The organism is Enterovibrio sp. FF113 (assembly GCF_041439165.1).
GTDB lineage: Bacteria > Pseudomonadota > Gammaproteobacteria > Enterobacterales > Vibrionaceae > Enterovibrio > Enterovibrio norvegicus_A.
In genome coordinates, this window is sequence record NZ_JBGONO010000026.1 from 22865 (window position 1) to 44555 (window position 21691).

The following is a 21691-nucleotide window of genomic DNA, read 5'->3' on the forward strand; positions in this document are numbered from 1 at the left end:
CATAGCTAGGCCGAGAGAAATCAAAATGACGATGCCAATTCCGCCCATGAAAACCTTGCGCACCTTTACAGTGGTTGCACAAACTTTGAGTTTTTCGAAGGCGGCAAAGCGACTTAATCTGACGCAAAGCGCGATCAGCAAGCAGATAAGTCATTTGGAAGAGTTGATGGGGTGCTCATTGTTCGAGCGAAGTGGTGGCCGCGTTGAGCTGACAGAAGCGGGTCGTCGTTATTTACCTTCCGTTGTGGAAGCGTTGGAAAATTTGCAGCATGCTACGTCAACAGTGATGCAATCATCGGAGACCAAAAGCCATGTTGAAATATCCGTACCTCCTTCATTGGCCAGTATGTGGTTAATTCCCAGACTGACGGCTTTTCGCGCACAGAATCCCAACATCGAACTTACCGTAAAAGCAAGTGTGACGTCTGATGCACAGAATCTTTATCAAAGTGATATTGCAATTCATTGTTTACCGCTTTCAACCCAAGAAGAAGATGCTGAGTTGCTCATTCGCGAAAAGTTGAGGTTAGTGATTCATCCTGACCAAATGTCGCAAGATGTAATGGAGATTACTGATCTCTTATCGCTCCCTTCTATCGGTCATATTACTCGCCCTCAGATATGGAATCAGTTCTGGCACCACCATGCTGTTGCGCCAACTGGGCCAATTTATGGTACAGGGTTTGAACATTTCTACATGGCATTGGAAGCAGTCAGATACCAACAGGGAATGGCGTTGATCCCTGGTTTTTTAGTGCGAGATTACTTGAAGCAGGGGGTGGTGATTAATCCATTGTCGTTGCGATTTGATAGCCCCTATGGCTATTTTTTGTTTAGCCATGGGTACAAGCGAAGGCTAGGTCCAGTGAAGCAAGTCATCGATTGGTTTAAGCAAGAAATTATTCGCCCCATTAGCTAATCAACAATAGGGACACGCTCCCAGATAGCATGGACATTTTGGCGTCAAACGCGTATAAACCGCACTCTATTATCACCACCCAAACACTGAGCGATTTAGTATGACCACAACATCACCAGCATCAGAAAGCTACCAGCAACGCTTTGGTGGCACACGCCGTTTATATGGCGTGACCGAGCTTGAGATTTTAAGGCAATCTCACGTTTGTGTGATTGGGATTGGTGGTGTCGGCTCATGGGCGGTGGAAGCGCTGGTGCGCAGTGGCATTGGTGCACTGACGTTGATTGATATGGATGATATCTGTGTGACTAACATCAACCGTCAGATCCATGCCATGGCAGGAACAATCGGACAGAGTAAAATTGAGGTGATGGCAGAGCGTGTTCGTGCCATTAATCCAGATTGTCAGGTTAATCTGATTGATGATTTTATTTCCGAAGAAAACATCCCAGAGTACATCACTAAAGATTTTGATTACGTGCTTGATGCTATTGATAGCATTAAACCAAAAACTGCACTTCTGGCTTACTGTAAGCGTAATAAAATCAAAATTATCACGGTAGGTGGTGCAGGTGGTCAGATAGATCCGACGCAAATCCAAGTGGCAGATCTGACGAAAACCATACAAGATCCGCTTGCAGCAAAATTGCGAAATAATTTACGTCGTTTCCATAATTTCACGAAGACCAAAGGACGAAAGTTTGGTATTGATTGCGTGTTCTCGACAGAACAGCTTAAGTACCCGCAGCCAGATGGCAGTGTTTGTGAAACTAAAGCGAGTGCTGAAGGGCCAAAGCGAATGGATTGTGCCAGTGGATTTGGCGCAGCAACGATGGTGACAGCGACTTTTGGTTTTGTGGCGGTTTCACGCATTATTGCCAAGCTAACAGCAAAGAAAATGGCTGAATAAATAAGCCTTGAAATACCCTGTGCACCAAAGACAAAAAAGGCCGCATTGCGGCCTTTTGGTTTTAAGCGAGCGTTAGCTTATGCTTCTACTTTGGAGCGCGGCTTTTTGGCTTGAGGCTCGGGTTTCGCTGCGACAGGCAACACCTGCTTCACGTAATCTCCCGGCGCAACAGTTAGAACAGGGAAGTTTTCAGAACCTGCTTGATACGGTTCGACCTTCTCTTTCGGACTGTAAGCTTCTAACCATTTATCCCAATGCAACCACCACGACCCTGTGTTGTGTTTCGCTGAATCAAACCACTCATCAGCTGATTCACACAGTTCATCGTTAACCCAAAAACCATACTTTTCTTTTGCTGGGTGATTCACAATACCTGCAATGTGGCCAGATTCACCGAGTACAAAAGTTTTGTTACCGCTCATGTTTAACGCGCCACGATAAGTGCCTTGCCACAGAGCAATATGGTCTTCTTTTGCCGAGATAAAGTAAGTTGGGATTTTGATTTTACTCAAATCAATCCAGACTCCACCCACTTTGACACCTTTATCTTCAATCAGACGATTGTTGAGATAAAGCTCGCGCAGCAAAAAGTTATGTGTTGTTGCGGCGACATTGGTGCTGTCGCTGTTCCAGTATAGGAGGTCGAAATCGACAGGGCTGTTGCCCTTGAGGTAATTGTCGACATAGTAGTTCCAGTACAGGCTGTTTTCGCGAAGTAAGCTGAAGGTGACACTCAAAGAGCGACCATCCATGTATCCGCGAGAATTGTTTTGTAACTCAATAGCACTGACTAAACTTTCGTTGATGTAAGCGCCGACTTCACCAGGCTGCGCAAAATCGAGCAGTGTAGTGAAAAATGAGGCTGACTTGATGCGAGCCTTCATGCGCTTAGCCGAATAGTAGGCTATGGTCGATGCCAATACTGTACCGCCAATGCAATAACCAGCAGCGTTGATTTGCGACTGACCGGTGATGTCTTCTATCGCGCTAACGGCTTTCACTACACCTTCGGTGATGTAATCTCCGAATTCAACATCACGCTGCTCAATACCTGGGTTGCGCCAAGACATCATAAATACGGTGTGGCCTTGTTCTACCAGCCAGCGCATCATTGAATTCTTCTCACGAAGATCCAAAATGTAGTATTTGTTGATAAAAGGCGGAACGATTAACAGTGGCGTTGCATTCACTGTTTCGGTCATTGGGCGGTACTGAATGAGCTCAAACAATTCATTTTTGTAAACGACATCACCCGGCGTGTTTGCCACATCTTCACCAATGCGGAAGGCATTGGTATTGGTCATGCGTACTTTTAAAATGTCAGAGCTTGATTCGATATCTTCTTGGAGCTGTTGAAGGCCTTTCACCAAGTTCTCACCTTTTTTTTCTAAGGTAAGCTTAAGCAATTCTGGGTTTGTGCCCACGAAGTTGCTAGGTGACATCGCGTTAATCGCTTGGCGAGAGAAAAACGTCAGACGCTCTTTCGCTTTCTCATCTAAGCCTTCAACTGCGTTGATTGTTTCTAAATAGGTGCGGCCAAATAATAGGTATGATTGCTTGATGAAATTGTAGAATTTTTCATCCTGCCAGCTTTCATCTTGGAATCGTTTGTCGTCTTTTTCTGGCGATACAATATTGGTTTGGTTGGCTTCTAGTGCAACGTTTTGCCAAATTTGCATTTGCTGTTCCCACCACTGCATTTGAATTTGCAGCATTGCGGCGGGTTGACTTGAAGCGCCCTCAAGAAGCTTTGCAGTATCTTGCATGCTCTGCTCTTGCATCGCTTTATTTAAGGGGGTATCTACGGCTGCCTTGCCTTGCTCAACATCCTTACACCATTTCTGGTTACTCTCTTGGAGTTTTACAAGGTAGTCCGAGAAGAAGTTCTGATACATGTGTAAACCCTCTTGATCGGAAACAACCCACCCTCGAAAAGAGGATGGGTTGACGACCTAGTTTAAGCTGGAGTAGCTGCTTTCACGTTATCAGCAGTCAGTTGCTCGAGATCCTCTTTGAACTCTTTGGCGATAGATTGCAGCTTGTTGCTGTCATCCATCATTTGCTGAGAGAGTTTCGTCATCGCTGCCATTTGTTGGCCACCAAATGCAGTCATAGACGTTACATCGGTAACGCTGCTAGCGGCTTTAACTTGTGACAAACCCATGTCGCCGTATGTGCGAACAGCAGTCAGCTGAAGCTCGGTTAGGGTTTCAACATTTTTAGCCAGCAGTTTGTTGAATTTCACGTAAGGTGCCAGTGCTTTTTCGGTTTGCTCTGAGAATGTTTTGAACATATCTGTGTACATGGTGTATCTCCTGAGTGTATTAATTAGATCCAAGGGGGTTTTGTTTAAACCGTCTTAGCTGTCAGCACGTTTGACGACCACTGCCGTCCCCATGCCGCCACCGATACAGAGCGAAGCAACACCGTATGTGCCTTCGCGTTTTTCCAACTCGTGGATCAGGGAAACCAAAACACGGTTACCTGATGCGCCGAGAGGGTGACCCAATGCAATTGCGCCACCGTTAACGTTTGCCTTTTCCAAAATCGCTTCTGGACTGACGTTATGTGTGTCAGCCAATTGGTGGACAACACCTAGAGCCTGAGCGGCAAAGGCTTCGTTGAGTTCAAACAGATCCATATCGGAAATCGAGAGCTCTGCTTTTTTCAGAGCTTCGGTTACAGCACCCACTGGGCCTAAGCCCATTATTTTAGGATCTAACCCAACTTGCGCGTAGCTGGTAATTTCTGCTAATGGCTTCAATCCCAGACGTTTAACTGCAGCTTCAGAGGCAACAATTACCGCGCTGGCACCATCGTTCAGACCTGATGCATTACCCGCAGTGACAGAACCTTCACGGTTAAATGCCGGGCGCAATTTCGCCAGGCCTTCTTGCGTGCAGTCTGATTTAGGGTATTCATCAGTATCAAAAGAAACAGTTTGACGTCGTTGCTTCACTTCAACCGGTACGATTTCATCTTTGAATCGTCCCGCTTCAATCGCAGCAACCGCTTTTTGTTGGCTTTGTTGAGCGTAAGCATCTTGTTGCTCGCGGCTTAGACCGACGAGTTCTGCAACATTCTCTGCTGTTACACCCATGTGGAATTGGTTGAATACATCAGTCAGACCATCGTTGATAAGAAGATCTTTTAAACCGATGTCACCCATTTTTTGGCCGCCGCGCAAAGAGCCCGATGCAGCAAATGGGATTTGAGACATGTTCTCTACACCAGCAGCGACAACCACTTCGGCATCACCACAACGGATGTGAGCGACAGCATCCATGACAGCTTTCATGCCACTTCCGCATACCATGTTAATGGCGTAAGCGGGAACTGTTTCAGGCAGCCCAGCAAAGATAGCAGCTTGGCGACCAATACCCATGCCTTGACCTGCGCTAACAACGTTGCCAAGGATGACTTCGTTAACAGCATCTGGTGCGACATTACCGGCTGCTAATGCGCCTTTGATAGCAACGGCGGCAAGTTGGCCTGCTGGTGTGTCTTTCAGTGAGCCAGTGAATGCGCCAATCGCCGTGCGTTTGGCGGCAACGATATACACTTTTTCCATGTTAACTCTTTCCTTTTTTAGAGCACGTACAACGAGTGAATACGTGAACCTTAGTGCATGTATAAACCGCCATTGACTGACAGCGTTTCCCCGGTGATGTAGGCACCTGCATCACTAGCAAGATATGCCACTGCTTCCGCAATTTCTTCTGGACGAGCCAGACGTTTCATTGGAATCTCACTTTTGATAGATTCGAGCACTTCTTCTCGCATCGCTTCTACCATTGGGGTTGCTGTGTAGCCAGGGGCCACGACGTTTGCCGTTACGCCATATCTCGCACCTTCCATTGCCAATGCTTTCGTAAAACCAATCATGCCGGCTTTCGCAGCAGAGTAGTTGGTTTGACCAAATTGACCTTTCAGTCCATTAACTGAGGAGATGTTGACGACGCGACAACCGCCTTTTTCACACATTGCAGCAAAAAGAGGTTGAGTAACATTGAACAGGCTGTTCAGGTTGGTATCGATAACTGTGCGCCAGTTTTCGGCTGCCATTTTTTTGAAAAGACCATCTCGGGTGATACCCGCGTTGTTAACCACAACGTCGATAGTGCCTTCTTCAGATAGCAAGAGCGGGAGACGTTCTGCACACTCTTCTGTGTTTGTAACGTCTAGTTCGAAAAGGCGCACTTGGTCAGATGTGAATTTCTTCTCATCGAACCATTGTTCGGCACACTGTAGGTTTCCGGTGAAGTAGGTAGCAATAACACGATAGCCCTGACTTACCAGTTTCTCTGTGATCGCTGAGCCGATACCACCTTTTGATCCGGTGATGAGCGCGAGTTTCTTCATTGATGACTCCATTCTTAACAACAAGCAATTGAAACATGACCCCTGTAACTGCATCTGGAAGTCCAAAAATACAGGCACCGTTAATTATTTAGTATTAGCGCGTAAGGGTTGAAACCAGTGAAACTCAACTAGTTTCAGTAGTACTTTAAATTATTATTATGATGGTTTTGTGACCACTGAGTTCAAAGATATACAATCTTTTGAATAAGGCAAAAGGAATGGAGGGAGAATTGGTAAAACAAGATCTAGATCCACAATAAATGACCAAAGGTTAACAAGGTGTTAATCTTTGGTTTCCGGCTGGATCTTTTTGATTTTAATCTGGGTAAAATGCTTATTTTTTATGAGAGAGACACCTAATTATTTAGATTTTCAATAATGGCGCATGCCGAGCAAAGAATAAGCAAACTTAGTAAAGGAATAAAAGCTAAAATACGCAACTTCAATGTCGGAATTATTGACTGAGGTCTCAGCATTAAAAAGTGTAATGTACGGTAAGGTGGTCAGTTAACATTTTGAATTGATGAAGGGATTTGTGTTGATCTTGGGCATTATATTCGCTGAAGTTGCTCTACTATTGCACGAACTCCGTTGTTTCGAGATGGGCTAAGGTGATCTAATAAATTCATTTTTTCGAAGTACGCCTCAAAATTAAATGCCACTAAATCTTCACGGCTTTTTCCTTCAACGGCTGCTATCACTATTGTTAACAAACCTTTTACAATGCGTGCATCAGAATCTGCGGCAAAATGATAAAGGTTGTTTTCAATTCTCCAAACTAGCCAGACTTTGCTTTCACAGCCGGGAATTGGCATGCTTTCTGACTTTAGCTGCTCATCTAAATTAGGTAGTTGCTTACCCAGTTGAATAATTAGACGATATTTGTCTTCCCAGTTACGGCATTTTTCCATTATTTCAGTGATATTTGCAGCAGTAATGTCTGTACCAAAAGGGTGTGCTGGAAATGTAGTCATAGTCATCATTATTTCTTAGAGTAAATCACAAGCTTTTTGAATGGCGGTGATGCAGTGTTTAATATCATCAGAGGTATTGTATAAGGCGATAGAGATTCGTACACACCCGCTGATGCCAAGTGCATCCATTAAGGGATGCGCGCAATGTTGTCCAGAGCGTATGGCGATGCCCTGTTGGTCAAGCAAGGTTGCAATATCAGAGTGATGCACACCATCGATATGGAACGCCACCACGCTCGCTCCTGCTTGGAGGCCAATAATCGACAGATCTTCAATATTTTGAATGCCATCAACCAGTTGCGCTTGAAGTGATGCAATGTGCTTTTCTGCGCCATCACGATCGACGCCATTTAACCACGTAATGGCTTCAGCCAATGCTAGAGCCCCCGCGACGTTTGGCGTACCTGCTTCAAATTTGGCGGGAGAGCTTGTATAGGTCGTCCCTTCAAAAGAGACGTTTTCCACCATCTTCCCACCGCCGTGCCAGGGGGGCATTGCCTCCAACATGGCGGGTTTGCCATAAAGCGCACCAATGCCTGCGGGGGCAAACAATTTGTGGCCGGAAAATACATAGAAATCCGCGTCCATTTCTTTGACGTTGATGCGTTCATGCACGATAGCTTGTGCACCATCTACCACGACGATTGCCCCGAGGCCGTGTGCCTTTTTTATGATGGCTTCTATGGGATTTCGCGTGCCCGTTACGTTGCTGATATGGGCCACTGCGACTAATTTTGTGCGAGGGTTGAGCAGTGAATCGAACACCGACATATCAAGCTGGCAGTGAACGGGATCTATTGGCCATTTGACGATTTTTGCGCCAGTTTGTTCTGCAACGATTTGCCACGGGACAATATTGGCATGGTGTTCCATTTCACTGATCAGGATCTCATCGCCTTCTTTGAGTATTTGTCTTGCGTAGCTTTGTGCGATGAGATTCAACGCTTCGGTTGCGCCGCGGGTCCAAACCATACCGTCGACAGATGCACCGATGAAATCAGCAACCGTTTGTCTGGCCGATTCAAAGCGCTGTGTCGCCGATGCGGTTAAAGAGTGGGAGCCGCGGTGAACGTTAGCATTAGCGCCAGAGTAATAATCGGTGATGCATTTAATGACAGACAACGGCTTTTGTGAGGTGGCAGCACTGTCAAGATAGACCAGAGGTTGTCCATTAACGCACTGATCCAGCGATGGGAAATCGCAGCGGATGGCTTCAACATTAAAAGGGCGAGTTGTCATTATCTGGGCGTCACGTTATTGAATGGGATACAGGGTGTTGATGATCGCTTTTCTATGTCGTTAACTCAAGAGAAAGTGTTTGATGCTCTCTGCTTGACCAATAAGATGGATTGATTGCCACCAGTGAAATTTGAGCAAAAAAAAGCACCGAGTGAAATGCTCGGTGCGATGAAAAACTATTTCATAGTAAGGTGTAAAAATACGGTATGTATTCAAAGGTAGATGTGACTACCGAGACTCGGCTGAGGCCGAAATATGCAAACACAACATCGCAACCACAATATAAAACGCACGTAGGGAACGCTTATCTCATGGCGCACGCAAACTATAGGTTTTCTCTGGTGACTGAACAATGGACATTTTATAATGTTCTACATTAGAAAAACTTATTCATGAGGGCGAGAAATGGCCAGACGTCTACCACCCCTTAATTCTCTTCGAGTGTTTGAAACAGCAGCGCGGCACTTAAGCTTCACGCGTGCAGCAGAAGAGTTGTTCGTCACCCAAGCTGCGGTGAGTCATCAGATAAAGGCATTAGAAGAGTTTCTTGGTTTAAAGCTATTTAGGCGTCGTAATCGATCCTTGCTACTCACTGAGGAAGGGCAAAGTTACTTCCTCGATATTAAAGATATTTTTGTGTCACTGGCGGATGCTACTGACAGAGTATTGGAGCGCGGGGCGAAAGGGGCATTGACGATCAGTTTACCGCCTAGCTTTGCCATTCAATGGCTAGTGCCGCGTTTATCGGATTTTAATCAGGCTCATCCTGAAATCGATGTGCGGATTAAAGCCGTTGATTTGGAAGAGGGCTCATTGACTGATGATGTCGATGTCGCCATTTATTATGGTCGCGGAAACTGGCCCGGTTTGCGCTGTGATGAGTTATACCCTGAGTTTCTCTTGCCAGTGTGCAGCCCTGCAGTGTTTCATAGCGAAAAGCCGTTGAACACGCTGGAAGATCTCAAATACCACACCTTGCTTCACGACCGTTCACGTAAAGATTGGACAGCTTATGCAAAGTACTATCAGATTACTGATATTAATCTTAACTATGGTCCCATTTTTAGCCATTCAGCAATGGTGTTGCAGGCTGCAGCGCTTGGGCAAGGGATCGCCTTGAGTAATAACGTACTCGCGCAACCTGAGCTTGAATCTGGGCGCTTGGTGTGTCCGTTCGAACATTTTCTGATGAGCAAAAATGCTTTTTATTTAGTCAGTCAGCAAAGAGATGCTGATTCAGGAAGAATTACGGCATTCCGTGATTGGGTGTTAGCAAAAGCCGCGGCAGAACAGGAGAGTATTTCTGCATGAACAATGTCGTCATTAATGGACCAGAGCACGCTGACGTGACCTTTATTTTTGCCCATGGTGCTGGCGCAGATATGAACCACGACTTTATGGCGGATGTGGCGGGAAAAATCGCAGAACATGGCATTCGCGTTGTGAGATTCAACTTCCCGTATATGGTTAAACGTGCAGAGGATGGGAAACGACGTCCTCCAGACAGAGCGCCAAAGCTACTTGAGGCTTTCAATGAAGTCATTGACGTCTTTGGTTCAGGCAAGACTTTCATCGGGGGCAAGTCGATGGGGGGGCGTATGGCAAGCCATTTAGCCGAGCGGGATGACGTTGAAGGTATCGTATGTCTTGGTTTTCCGTTTCACCCACCCGGTAAGCCCGAGAAGGACAAAGGTGAGCATCTCTCGACAATTGCCAAACCCACGCTCATTTTACAGGGGGAACGCGATACGTTTGGTAACCGTGTAGAGCTCGAAAACTATCCGCTATCCGAAAAAGTGACCGTGATCTTCGTGCCTGATGGCGACCATAGCATGAAGCCGCGTAAAGTATCGGGACACACTGAAGCGAGCAACCGCCAATTGGCGGCAGATAAAACTGCCGAATTTGTATTGGGGGGTGGTTGATGAAGGGGAACAAATTTGCGGCTGTTGGCTGTCTTTTCGCTGCGATGGCTGTGGCGTTGGGGGCTTTTGCTGCGCATGGATTGAAATCACAGATCACGCCCTATGCGCTCTCAATTATTGAAAAGGGTGTTCAGTATCAGCTCTGGCATGCGCTGGCACTTATCGTATTGGGTCTTTGGTTGATGGTTGCACCGCAGCGATTACTGGTTATTGCTGGTGGTTTTATCGTGGTGGGCATTCTTTGTTTTAGTGGAAGTTTGTATGGTCTAGCGCTGACGGATTGGCGATGGCTATGGCCTGTCACGCCTATTGGCGGCATGAGTTTATTGATTGGCTGGGGGCTGGCTGCGTGGTCGTTATGGCGACAAACGAGTTAGGTGCGCTGAATCACGTTTTCTGAGGTATAATTGCGCGTTATTTTTACCACGGCATTTAAAGGCATCGTGTGAATCAGATTTTATTGTATTGCCGTCAAGGCTTTGAAAAAGAATGTGCAGGTGAGATTCAAGACAAAGCGACAGCTGCAGGCGTTTACGGCTTTCCTCGCGTAGAGAAAAATGCAGGCTATGTGTTGTTTGAATGCTATCAGCAAGGCGATGCAGAGAAATTGCTTCAAACGCTTCCTCTGAAGTCGCTCATTTTTGCGCGTCAGATGTTTGCTGTTGTTGAGCAACTGTCTGATCTTGATCCAGGTGACCGTATTTCACCGATCTTGGCGTTAGGCGGCGAGTTACCAAAATGCGGTGATCTGCGTGTTGAAACACCGGACACTAACCAAGGTAAAGACTTGCTTAAATTCTGCCGTAAGTTCACGGTTCCGCTTCGTCAAGCATTGCGTAAACGCGGTGTTTTGCTGGCGAAAGAAAACCTTAAGCAACCTGTGCTACATATCTACTTTACTGCGCCAGGTTGTTGCTATGTGGGTTATTCACTGAGCAACAACAACTCGCCACATTTCATGGGAATTCATCGTTTGAAATTCCCTGCTGATGCGCCAAGTCGTTCAACGCTGAAACTAGAAGAAGCATTTCACGCATTTATCCCACGTAATGACTGGGATGAGCGAATTGCTCCGGGGATGTGGGCGGTTGACCTGGGCGCGTGTCCGGGGGGCTGGACGTATCAATTAGTGAAACGTTCAATGTTCGTCCATGCCGTAGACAATGGTGCGATGGCAGAAAGTCTCATGGAAACGGGTCAGGTTAAATACCATGCTGCGGATGGGTTCAAGTTTGAGCCGCCACGTAAAAACGTAACATGGTTGGTTTGTGACATGATCGAAAAGCCGTATCGCGTTGCGCAGTTAATGGGGGAATGGATCATTGAACGTTGGGCCAAAGAGGCCATTTTCAACTTGAAGCTGCCGATGAATCGACGCTACGAGCAAGTGAAAGAAGACATTGATAACTTGAAAAAGTTTTTGATTCAAAACGGCGTGAAGTTTGAAATTCAAGCTAAGCACCTGTATCACGATCGTGAAGAAGTGACGGTACACCTTCGTCGACTAGACTGATACGACGTTGAAAAACGCACATAATGAAACGGCAGCCAAATGGCTGCCGTTTAGTTATTCATGCGCGGTGACACATACTCATGCTTAGCCTGAGTGATGTTAGTTAGATGGCAAACTGTGTTGTGAAAAGCGGATTAAGCGTCAGGCGTGTAGCGAATATCTTGAAGATTAAAGCCGAGCGTAATATCGGTTTTTAACGTCGCTATTTGTTTGCAGCGCTGTGCTAAATCTTCATTTCCGTCCAATTTCTTCTGCCATTTAGGCTCAATATCATCTGCGGTGAACAACTGCTCTAACGTGTTATATCGCTGAAGCAAAGTAGCCGCAGTTTTCGGGCCAATACCTGGTACACCCGACACTCCGCTGGAGCTAATTCCAACCAATCCCCAGTAGTCGACAAGCTGGCGAGGCTGCACGGTGAACTCCTTTTCAATAAAAGGACTGTCTAACCAGCGCTGCTGAAAATAATCGCGAATACGCAGTGTGGGTTGGAGCAACTGGCAATAGCCTTTGTCGGTCGAGACAATTGTGACTTGTCCCTTTCTGCTCGCAACTTTCACCGCGAGTGTGGCAATCATGTCGTCTGCTTCATCGCCAGATGAGAGCAGTGAGTCAATACCCATGTCCCAGAAGGCATCCTGAATTTTGTTTAAGCCATGTTGAAGGGGCTCTGGCATGGGTTTGCGCCCTTGCTTGTACTCAGGGATCAGCTCTGCACGCCAACCTCTGTCTTGCTCTGCATGATCGAATACGGCAACCATGTGCGTAGGCTCGGACGATTTAATGATTTTCTTCAGTGCACGGCAGCAGACCAGCGCAGCGCCGTCGATATCGTTCGGATCCGGTTGGGCGGCATGAACGCGTCGGATAAGATTCATTGCATCAATGATGACGAGATGAATAGACATGAATGGTGTGTCCGCTAAATAAAAATGGCCCAATAGGGCCATTCTAATTGCTTGAGAGATAAATGAAAGGCTAACCGTTTCTATCCGTTACCTTTGCCTTGCACTATCTCATAGCAAGGGACATAAGCAGTTCCGGGCAATTTCATTCGTTGCTGCTCAACAAAACCGCGTAGAAGCTTATCCATTTTCTTCATTAAGACGGCATCACCATTAATTTTAAATGGGCCGTTACGTTCAATTTCACGAATACCCTCTTCTTTCACATTACCCGCGACGATGCCAGAGAAGGCTTGACGCAATGCGGATGCCAGCAATTCAGGACGCTGGTTCATGTGCAGATCGAGGTTCGCCATGTTTTCATGGTTGGGTTCAAAAGGCAGCTGGAATTCCGGTGCAATTTTTAGAGACCAGTTGAACGAGTACGCATCGCCAGTGGATTTACGGTGCTCTTTCACCGCAGGCATACCTTGCTTTATGATGCGAGCTGCTTTAGCTGGGTCGCCGACGACAATTTGATAGTACTTAGTGGCTTCTTCACCAATAACATCACGAACAAATTCATCAATGACACGGAAGTAACTTTCACTTTCTTTTGGTCCTGTTAGTACGACAGGCATAGGCTGATCAACATTGTCAGGATGCATTAAAATACCCAGCAAGTAGAGTAGCTCTTCCGCCGTACCAGCACCGCCGGGGAAAATGACAATTGCATGCCCCACACGAACAAACGCTTCGAGGCGTTTCTCGATATCAGGCATGATGACCAGTTCATTGACGATGGGGTTCGGTGGCTCGGCGGCAATGATCGAAGGCTCGGTTAACCCTAAGAAACGACTGCCTGTGACACGCTGCTTAGCATGGCCAATAGCAGCACCTTTCATTGGACCTTCCATTGCACCAGGGCCGCAGCCAGTACAAATATTGAGTTCGCGTAGGCCAAGCTCGTGGCCAACTTCACGGGTGTATTGATATTCAATCGGGTTAATGGAGTGTCCGCCCCAACAGACCACAAGATTAGGATCGCGCCCCGGAACCATTGCTTTTGCGTTGCGTAGAATATCGAAAATCAGATTGGTAATGTGGTTTGAGTTAGTGAGATTAAATATCTTCGCATGTTCGAGCTGCACGTTGACGTGAATGATATCGCGCAACACCGAGAACATGTGCTCTTGGATGCCCCGAATGATTTTACCATCGACAAAAGCATGATCGGGTGGGTTCACCAATTCAAGCTTCACCCCTCGTTCACGACGCATGACGCGGATGTCGAACGTTTTGTATTGCTCAAGCAATTCTTTCGAGCTATCGGTATGGCTGCCCGAATTGAGTACCGCTAATGAGCAGTTGCGGTAGAGGCGATACAAATCGCTCTTTGCTGTGTCTTTGAGTCTGTCGACCTCAAGTTGAGAGAGTAGATCCATTGCCCCGACTGGGCTGATATGAGTGATCATAGTCACCTCCTGTGCGAAGAAAACACACTGTACAAACGTTGAGAGGCGTTTTTTACACCAACTCAATCAAAGAGTTACAATTTCAATACTATAAAAATCAGTGTGTTAATTAACCATACACATAGATATTAAGTTTAGCCAGTTTGGTGCAATAAAAGAAAAATGTATCGAGATATGAGGGGCCGCCAATGCTGGCTGAGGGGATGCTAAATGGAACGAAAATCGTGAAAGGGGGATTATGCCCACACCAATTTGTTGCGACCGTTGTGTTTAGCGTTATATAGCGCATTGTCAGCACGCTCAAGCACTTCGACGGTATTATCATTTTCTCTAAACATACTGGCACCAATAGAAACCGTGACCGTCAAGCGGCTGTCTTTGAACTTAAAGGGCAGTTTGGCGACAGTTTCACGTACTTTAGTAAGCAGTGTTTTTCGGGTTTCTTCGTCTGCATCGGGCAGCAACACCACGAACTCTTCGCCACCAAATCGCGCGATAAAGTCGGTGTCACGTAAACACTGATGAATGGTTCGTGCGACGACCTTGAGAACTTTATCACCCACTAGATGCCCGTACTGGTCATTGACACTCTTAAAGTGGTCGATATCAATCATGGCAAGGCAGAATGGTGTTTCGTAGCGAATCCAGCAGCGGTACTCGTGCTCCAAGCGGTCATCCAGAGCCGCTCGGTTATAGACCTTGGTGAGCGGGTCTAACAGAAGTTTACGCTCTTGATCGCCCAGACGACGGCGGTAGTCCATGGTTTGCTGATACAAGGCATCCAGTTTCTGCTCGTTATGCTGAAGCTGTTCTAGCAGTTGCTGCTCGCGTTCTTCAAGCTCTCTGTTACGCGCGACCAATGATTCAAGGTTTACTGATACCTGAGATATCTTAGGGCGCAGAGTTTCGAGAGACTCTGCCTCTCTAAGCTGAGATTGAATCGTTTCTACAGATGAAGCGAGCTCATCATTGAGTGAACTTCGTTGTGATGAAATGGCATGAGAGCTATCAATAGAGCGGCCATTGTGACGCTGAAGAACCGATAAATCTTCGTTGACCTGAGACAAAAATACTTGTGAAGTTTTACGCTCGTTTCGGGTGCCATCAAGAATGAGTTGGACAGATTCAAGCGTTAGCTCAAGCAGGGTTTGTGAGTCCGGAGTCAGTAGAAGTCGACTTCTAATATCCAGCAGTTTGTCGCCCACTTCACCGTCAAAATCGAGTTCGGTGATGAGATGTTGTAGTTCAGTACAAAGTTGGTGGATGCGATCGATGTTCAGAAGATCTTTGGCAGAAAGCCCATTTGAAGGCAGAGACAGCAATTTGAGTGCACGTTCGTAAAGTTGTAGCAGTGCCACAATTTTATGGTGACCATCTTGTTGTTGATTGTCACGGTTAATCAGTAAGTTACGGAGATCACGTTTTAACTGCGCAGGGAGGCCTGGCAAACACTTGAGCGTTTCACCACTTTGCTGAAATTGGCATTCCAGTGCGTCTTTGGCTTTCTCCGTTGCCTGATTATGTCTGTTGACCATTCGCTCTACCAATGCAAGTTGAGGGATCAATCTACTGACATCATCCTGACTGTCAATATCACGTCGTATCTGAGACAACCGCTCGTTGAGCTGTGGGTCTTCATGCGCTTGAGAGGCGGCGATAAGGCGTGAAATGAGCCTTTTTAAGATCGTCGCTTCGCGCCGGGATTTAAGTGCTAAATCCCGGAATACCAGCTGAGAGTGCTGCAACTTTTCTTTCAGTGTAATGACGTCTTCATCTGACGAGAAGTTGGACATAAATACGACTATATCTCCAAACCCCCGTCTAGAGCGCACTTGCACCGACTATTGGGGCTGATAAATAACAAGCGCTCACGCGCAACGCCTAGCTATAACGGTTTATTGCCTGCTTTATCAATAAATTGGCGTTAGTTTTTGTCAGATTCGTGAACCGTCTGCCAGTTAATCTCGCCATGTGCTGAAGTTTTGACCTTAAGCAACCCCGTACTTATGCCATCTAAACAGGCTTGGCGAACGTTGTTATTCGCGAAACAAGCGGCGGGAGTTGAGTCAATTGCGCTGATATGAACCCATTGGCTAGAGTGCTGGGTTTTGCAGGCCTGACGGGCGGCACTGGTTGCCATTAGCAGGATGTCGATAAGCTCCTTGTCGTTGATTGACGTGAAGGCGCGAGGAAGGAAAGGGTAGTCGGCCATACCAACGCGTAGACGGTTATCAACGTCGTTAAGTCCAGATTCTTGGACAAAGCCATCCACCAACATTTGAATTTTAGTGGCCAATTTTTCGGGGGCATTCAGGGTTTCGGCGTTGGGCTCAATATAAATGAACATGGCATCCGAAAAGTGATAGAGACGTGCTGGTTTCTGGAGACGTGATTTTAGGTAATCTCCCATTTTTCGTTCTAACTCTAAACCTTGGTGGTAGCCATGTTGCAGATAAACCACTTTTAGAAACGGCACTTCGAACATGGCAAAGCTGAGTTTATCGCTTAGTGGTTCATGGATCATTTCACCTAAATACCATTGCTCAAAATGTGCACTGCTTTTGGCGAGTGAATTCGACAATCTGTCGTTGAGCATTCGCAAGTTACGTAAGCCACTTCGCGGGTGAGTATAAAGTTCTTTTCGAAGCTCCTGCAATTGCTCTAATCGCATGCCTGCCGCACGGTTTCTCAACACTAATACGAGCAGCAACACGCTCAAGCTGCCCAAAAGAAATAGGTTAATCTTCTTTTGTTCAACAATGGTTTGTGTGTCGTCTGCATGCTTTTTCTGCATGTCATCAAACTGAAGTTGACGCTCAATAACGCGCTGCCGGTGCTTAAACGACTCAACTTCTTGGATCTGGCGTTTTTTCTCATCACGCTTGTTGAGTCGATCATAATGACGTTGGAAGTGCAGTGCGTTGTCGAAGTCGTCTTTTTGCTCATAGGCCTGTGATAAACGCGCAAGGCTTTCAAGCATTAGAGGACGGTTTTTCAATGTTTCAGCATGACTTAGTGCTTGTTTGAGGGCCTCTATGGCGATGTCAGTCTGTAGGGTAAGAAATGCTTGTTCACCTTTTACAAGAAGCGCTTGGGAAAGCTCCTCGATAAGCGAGGAATGTTCAGCAATCTCTATGGCGTTATTGACGTACTCTTCAGCTTGCGGATAGCTCTGTAATTTGAGGTATGTGTTGGCGATAGCCACGTTGATGTCGGCGATGTTCACGGTGCGAGAGAGCATGGTTTCAAGCTCTAACGCATTGAAATAATGCACCAATGCAAAGTTATAGCGGCCTTGTTGGCTATAAATCGCGGCGAGAAGTGTCTGTGTTTCGGATAAGCCGCGCTTCAAATCGTAGTGCTCGTAGAACTCCGCCGCTTGGTTTGCATGTTGAAGTGCTTTATCAAGCACGCCTTGTTGTTGATACAGTTTGGTTAACGAGATATTCGCACTGGCGATTTGCACCGCGAAATCATTTTCACTGGCTTGCCAGTAAGCGCTAAGTAATTCCGATAATGCACGTTCGTAAGAGTTAATACTGAGGAAATAATTACCCAGTGCGATTTGATAACGCACTTTGTGTTTTAAGTCTGGTGTCTCACCTAACGCTTTGAGCGCAGCATTAAATTGCGCAATGCTCTGTTGCTCGTCTTCTTGTGTGGTGACAATGATGGCATTAAGTAACGAAGCTTCAAATCTCAAGCGTTCAATTCGGCTGGATTGTATGTCATCCAGTAGTGATAGTTCGGCGAGCAGAGCCTGTATAAGGGCTTGTGCGGCGTCAGAGTTATTGTCGAGAGAATACAGCAGCGAGGTTTCGGCCAGTGTTACTTCTAATGATGCTCGCGTTAATTCGTTGCTTTGTGCGACTGATTTTGCCTTTTTAAGTGCTTCCCACGAGGCCTCTCTATGGCCTAGCGCTCCGCGCGCCTTTGCGGCGATCAAATGGGCGTGCACGGTATTTAGCGGAGTGCGAATAGAACGATCTGCGTCATTGTTGCTGTGTGGGCGATTCGTGCTGTCAGATAATCGACGTTGCATGAGGTAGCGTTCAGTCACTTGCAAAGCTTGCTCTGGCGAGGTTTGCAGCAAAGCATCTGCTTCCGCCAGAATTGGCGTTGAATTGAGCTTAGCGCTGACAGTAGCGCTTATTAGCAGCGAAAAGAAAAGCAGTGCGGTTGTCAAAAATCGCATGATTGGCTGAGTCTATGGTAGTGAAGATACAGGCCCAGATACGAGATACTGAGCCTGCTTCAGGGTTATTGACGAGCGAGTCGGTTGTTTTCGCTTGGCGTTTTACCCATGTTAGTACGATATGGGTTGATATCCAAACCGCCACGACGGGTATAACGTGCATAGACAGTTAACATCTCAGGCTGACAGTACGTCATGAGATCGGTAAATATGCGTTCGACACATTGTTCATGAAACTCATTATGACGACGGAACGACACAATATAACGCAGCAGTTTCTCGCGATTAATTCGCGGGCCTTTATACGCAATGCGCACTGACCCCCAATCTGGCTGATTGGTGATCAGACAGTTTGATTTCAATAGATCGCTGTTGAGGGTTTCGCTGACGATAGGTCCTTCAGCTGCATCTTCGAGGATGCTCGAGTCAAAGGCATAGCCAGTAATCTCAATATCTTGATCATCGATGTTCTCACCGCCAAACGCGACAACGGGCGTATTGCTGAATTCATCGAGAGGTAAGATGGTGACATCGACATCTTCACCCGCACAGGCTGACAAGTCTTTAGCCAGTGTATCCACGACTTTTTGCCAGTTTTCAAAACGGGTTTGATTGAAGCTGTTTAAATAGAGTTTGAATGACTTGGATTCAATCAGGTTCGGGCTGGTGGCGGAAAGACGCACTTCACCGATGGCCACTTGAGGCAGTCCTTTAGCATTAAGCCAGGATAATTCGTAGAGCGTCCAAATGTCGTAGCCGGTAAAAGGCAGCGAGTCCCCCAAATTAAGGTCATCGCGGTTAAGGCTACGCGGAACGGGTTGCAGCAGTTCAGGGGCGTAGTGCTCCTGATAGTCCGTTTTCTGTCCTAATGTCAGGCCAGCAAGTTCTTTTGCATCTTGATATTTGCTCATACGGTTTTGCCACGGATCGATTAGAATGCGCAAAGTTTACTGAATCTTGAGGAATCTTGCTAATGAATCACTCTGTCACCAACGCGCTTTGGTCGTTTAGCGAGCGCTTTGTCGATGCTTGGAATGCGCAACATGGCTCTCAGCCACAGAGCGATGCTTATCGCGGACTCATATCGCCTTGCGTGGTTCAAGAAACCGATGACGTTGTGATCTGGGAGCCTGTTAAGCGCGATGAGCGTGCTGATTTCAGCAATGTTGAAGACGGCATTGGAATTAGTTTGCATGATGATATTAAGGCTTTTTATGCGGGTCTTTATTGTGGCGATATGTCCGCAACGTTGAATGGTCAGCCACTTGAGCTTATTCAGGTGTGGAGTGACGAAGACTTGCCGCGCCTGCAAGAAAATATGCTTGGTCACTTGTTGATGCAAAAGCGCCTAAAGCAAAACCCAACCGTGTTCATCGCCTCGACCGATGATGAGCTGGACCTGGTGTCTATTTGCAATGTAAGCGGCGAAGTCATCAAAGAACGAATCGGAACCAAAGAGCGCAGTGTGCTTGCGCCCGATGTAGTTACCTTTCTTAGCTTGTTGACGCCTGAGGTTTAACAATTATGTACGTGGTAGAACTGACATTCGAATGTTTTGATGACACAACGATCTCAGCGGTGGATCGCGCGGTCAATGGGCTGATGGATACCTTGCGCTACAACGGACAAGTATTAGGTCGAGAGTTTCCGATGGTCATGGGGGATGGGGTGTTTCATGTTCGCGCAGTGTGCCCAGAAAAAGACAGCCTCAATCCAAAACACCACAGCCCACAGGTGGCACTAAAAATTCGTCAGCTGTCTGATGCGGGTTTATTGTCGCCTAAGCTTAAAGTACTTGGGCGTGACATCAATTCTGAAGAAAGTGCGCTAGACGAAGATCGCTCTTGGCAGGTGCTTTACACCACGTATGTACATACTTGTTCACCGCTTCGCTGTGGTGAAACACTGTTGCCTATTCCCTTATATCGCCTTCCTGCGACCTTCAATGGCGATCATAAAGCGGAAGTGAAATGGCAAACTGAGTGGCAGGCGTGTGATGAAATCCAGATGGCGGGTGCGTTTAAAGCGGAGTATGCGGCACTGGCTGAAATCCAGGACGCGGATAGTCTGCTGTTTCGAAAGGGCTGGGAAATTAGAGGTCGCATCGAGCATTTAACCAAGGTGCCGACGTATTATTATCAGTATCGAGTGGGCGGAAAAAGTGCGGAGTCTGAGCTGGGCAGAAAATGCCCGAAATGCGGAGGTGACTGGTTGCTTGAGCAGCCCCTCCATGATGTGTTTCATTTCAAATGCGATACATGTCGAATAGTGTCTAACTTGTCGTGGGACTTTCAATAATCGCCTAAAGAGCTAGCTCTCACTGTTGTTTTTGCTGTGTTGTTCCAATGCATCAAGTCGTTGGGTCAACACTTTCACTTGAGCCTCCAACGCTTCGATTCTTGCATCGGCATCTTTTACTTTCTCGATTATCTCTATCTTCGGTACTTTGCCGTTTTTTTTCCAACGCTGCAGCGCACTGATGATCAGCGGCATAGGTATGGATTGATTCAAGCGGCTTTTGACTAAAGCAACCGTCGGTTCTTTGCCTTCGCGCAAAAGTGCCTCAATGGCTTGCTGCAATGCGGGAGTGAAATCAGTGCTCATGGTGTTTTTCCTTTCCATCAAACCTTTACTGTCCATCAAGAATGTACCAGCGTAACTAGGAATGATGAATACAGGAAGTTTATGCCTTACGCAATAAGGTATCGAGGGTATCAATTTGTTCTACCCAGTCAGCGTCTTGTGATTTTGCTTCTTCTAAAAATTGACGTTGACTGGTTGTCCAGAACGCTGCCGCAGGCAAACTTTCACTGTCAGAAAGTGAATGCTTGTTGATAAAGTCCCGTATAGCAGTGTCATCTGCGGGCAAGCCAAGCTGCAGAAAAAGGTGTGCTAAGTTGTGATCAAATACTTCCATCGGCAATGCCCTCCTTAAAGTGTTCAGAAAGTATAGAAGCTGGTTTGGCAAGGTGTCCTTACCGCTTGTGAGAGATCTCTTACAAAGGGGTAAGATTATACTGCTTTCTTCAATGTTAATCTCTAAGGTTGATTAATTAATTAGTTTAAAATCAATGCCTTAATTAATCTTGGTCGACGAGTGATTCAAAGTGAGAGATCGATCAGTTAATCATGGCTTGTGTAGAAAATTGATTCGCGTAATCTTTGCGGTGTCGGAAGGATACTGACACACGGAACAGGAACTAACACCACGGACTTGGTAAGCTCAGGATGAGCAGGTAACGCAAGGATTGTGTTACTAGCAAGGAATGCGGCATTAGGGACACGGATGGAACCG

General features: G+C 46.6%; 21 protein-coding genes. 8 read left to right on the forward strand and 13 right to left on the reverse strand.

The features are described from left to right. The first annotated feature begins 25 nt into the window (after nucleotides 1-25). Nucleotides 26-919, forward strand: a complete 894-nt coding sequence (locus ACED36_RS18370) for a LysR family transcriptional regulator (RefSeq protein ID WP_016959391.1) — start codon at nucleotides 26-28, stop codon at nucleotides 917-919. Nucleotides 920-1019: 100 nt separating this feature from the next. Next, nucleotides 1020-1829 carry a tRNA cyclic N6-threonylcarbamoyladenosine(37) synthase TcdA gene (gene tcdA, locus ACED36_RS18375; protein ID WP_016959392.1) on the forward strand — a complete coding sequence of 270 codons (810 nt, stop codon included), beginning with the start codon at nucleotides 1020-1022 and terminating at the stop codon, nucleotides 1827-1829. A gap of 77 nt (nucleotides 1830-1906) precedes the next feature. On the opposite strand, the gene phaC is transcribed toward tcdA, so the two are convergent. The 6 genes from phaC to ACED36_RS18405 form a co-directional block, all read right to left on the reverse strand. Continuing rightward, nucleotides 1907-3724, reverse strand: a complete 1818-nt coding sequence (phaC, locus tag ACED36_RS18380) for a class I poly(R)-hydroxyalkanoic acid synthase (protein WP_016959393.1) — start codon at nucleotides 3722-3724, stop codon at nucleotides 1907-1909. A 62-nt stretch (nucleotides 3725-3786) separates the two neighbouring features. Further along, a complete protein-coding gene (locus tag ACED36_RS18385) occupies nucleotides 3787-4134 on the reverse strand; it encodes a phasin family protein (RefSeq protein WP_017007583.1) in 348 nt (115 codons plus the stop codon). Nucleotides 4135-4188: 54 nt separating this feature from the next. Further along, nucleotides 4189-5400 carry an acetyl-CoA C-acetyltransferase gene (locus ACED36_RS18390; RefSeq protein WP_016959395.1) on the reverse strand — a complete coding sequence of 404 codons (1212 nt, stop codon included), beginning with the start codon at nucleotides 5398-5400 and terminating at the stop codon, nucleotides 4189-4191. 50 nt (nucleotides 5401-5450) lie between these two features. Next, the gene (locus ACED36_RS18395; RefSeq protein WP_016959396.1) at nucleotides 5451-6191 is read right to left on the reverse strand and encodes an SDR family oxidoreductase; all 741 of its coding nucleotides are present in this window, start codon (nucleotides 6189-6191) and stop codon (nucleotides 5451-5453) included. Between the two features lie 551 nt (nucleotides 6192-6742). Next, nucleotides 6743-7165: a cysteine desulfurase sulfur acceptor subunit CsdE gene (csdE, locus tag ACED36_RS18400; protein WP_016959397.1), complete on the reverse strand. Its 423-nt coding sequence runs from the start codon at nucleotides 7163-7165 to the stop codon at nucleotides 6743-6745. A 15-nt stretch (nucleotides 7166-7180) separates the two neighbouring features. After that, nucleotides 7181-8404, reverse strand: coding sequence for an aminotransferase class V-fold PLP-dependent enzyme (locus ACED36_RS18405; RefSeq protein WP_017007584.1), 1224 nt, complete (start codon nucleotides 8402-8404; stop codon nucleotides 7181-7183). A 405-nt stretch (nucleotides 8405-8809) separates the two neighbouring features. Between ACED36_RS18405 and ACED36_RS18410 the strand changes: the two genes are divergently transcribed. The 4 genes from ACED36_RS18410 to rlmM all read left to right on the forward strand — a co-directional run bounded on the left by ACED36_RS18410 (nucleotide 8810) and on the right by rlmM (nucleotide 11842). Continuing rightward, complete coding sequence (locus ACED36_RS18410; RefSeq protein ID WP_016959399.1) at nucleotides 8810-9715, forward strand: transcriptional regulator GcvA; 906 nt, start codon at nucleotides 8810-8812, stop codon at nucleotides 9713-9715. Continuing rightward, nucleotides 9712-10329, forward strand: a complete 618-nt coding sequence (locus ACED36_RS18415) for an alpha/beta family hydrolase (protein ID WP_017004482.1) — start codon at nucleotides 9712-9714, stop codon at nucleotides 10327-10329. Before ACED36_RS18410 ends, ACED36_RS18415 begins: the two co-directional genes overlap by 4 nt. Beyond that, nucleotides 10329-10706 carry a DUF423 domain-containing protein gene (locus ACED36_RS18420; protein ID WP_371733663.1) on the forward strand — a complete coding sequence of 126 codons (378 nt, stop codon included), beginning with the start codon at nucleotides 10329-10331 and terminating at the stop codon, nucleotides 10704-10706. Before ACED36_RS18415 ends, ACED36_RS18420 begins: the two co-directional genes overlap by 1 nt. 68 nt (nucleotides 10707-10774) lie before the next feature. Then, a complete protein-coding gene (gene rlmM, locus ACED36_RS18425) occupies nucleotides 10775-11842 on the forward strand; it encodes a 23S rRNA (cytidine(2498)-2'-O)-methyltransferase RlmM (protein ID WP_017004478.1) in 1068 nt (355 codons plus the stop codon). Nucleotides 11843-11976: 134 nt separating this feature from the next. Here the strand turns inward: rlmM and xni are convergent, their stop codons facing one another. The 5 genes from xni to queF all read right to left on the reverse strand — a co-directional run bounded on the left by xni (nucleotide 11977) and on the right by queF (nucleotide 19307). Continuing rightward, nucleotides 11977-12750 carry a flap endonuclease Xni gene (xni, locus tag ACED36_RS18430; protein WP_026024372.1) on the reverse strand — a complete coding sequence of 258 codons (774 nt, stop codon included), beginning with the start codon at nucleotides 12748-12750 and terminating at the stop codon, nucleotides 11977-11979. Nucleotides 12751-12830: 80 nt separating this feature from the next. Continuing rightward, nucleotides 12831-14201 carry a nucleotide 5'-monophosphate nucleosidase PpnN gene (gene ppnN, locus ACED36_RS18435; protein ID WP_016959404.1) on the reverse strand — a complete coding sequence of 457 codons (1371 nt, stop codon included), beginning with the start codon at nucleotides 14199-14201 and terminating at the stop codon, nucleotides 12831-12833. A gap of 236 nt (nucleotides 14202-14437) precedes the next feature. Continuing rightward, the gene (locus tag ACED36_RS18440) at nucleotides 14438-15994 is read right to left on the reverse strand and encodes a diguanylate cyclase (protein ID WP_371733664.1); all 1557 of its coding nucleotides are present in this window, start codon (nucleotides 15992-15994) and stop codon (nucleotides 14438-14440) included. A gap of 131 nt (nucleotides 15995-16125) precedes the next feature. Then, nucleotides 16126-18396, reverse strand: coding sequence for a GGDEF domain-containing protein (locus ACED36_RS18445; protein WP_371733665.1), 2271 nt, complete (start codon nucleotides 18394-18396; stop codon nucleotides 16126-16128). A gap of 65 nt (nucleotides 18397-18461) precedes the next feature. Next, on the reverse strand, nucleotides 18462-19307 hold the full coding sequence (queF, locus tag ACED36_RS18450) for an NADPH-dependent 7-cyano-7-deazaguanine reductase QueF (RefSeq protein WP_016959407.1): 846 nt from the start codon (nucleotides 19305-19307) through the stop codon (nucleotides 18462-18464). Between the two features lie 62 nt (nucleotides 19308-19369). Here queF and syd point away from each other — a divergent pair, with 62 nt between their 5' ends. Together syd and ACED36_RS18460 are read left to right on the forward strand one after the other, a co-directional pair. After that, complete coding sequence (gene syd, locus ACED36_RS18455) at nucleotides 19370-19915, forward strand: SecY-interacting protein (RefSeq protein WP_016959410.1); 546 nt, start codon at nucleotides 19370-19372, stop codon at nucleotides 19913-19915. 5 nt (nucleotides 19916-19920) lie between these two features. After that, nucleotides 19921-20694: a Zn-ribbon-containing protein gene (locus tag ACED36_RS18460; protein ID WP_016959411.1), complete on the forward strand. Its 774-nt coding sequence runs from the start codon at nucleotides 19921-19923 to the stop codon at nucleotides 20692-20694. 12 nt (nucleotides 20695-20706) lie between these two features. Here ACED36_RS18460 and ACED36_RS18465 read toward each other — a convergent pair whose 3' ends face one another. Then, nucleotides 20707-21000, reverse strand: a complete 294-nt coding sequence (locus ACED36_RS18465) for a hypothetical protein (RefSeq protein WP_371733666.1) — start codon at nucleotides 20998-21000, stop codon at nucleotides 20707-20709. A gap of 79 nt (nucleotides 21001-21079) precedes the next feature. Next, a complete protein-coding gene (locus ACED36_RS18470; protein ID WP_016959414.1) occupies nucleotides 21080-21313 on the reverse strand; it encodes a DUF2789 family protein in 234 nt (77 codons plus the stop codon). Nucleotides 21314-21691: the final 378 nt, after the last annotated feature.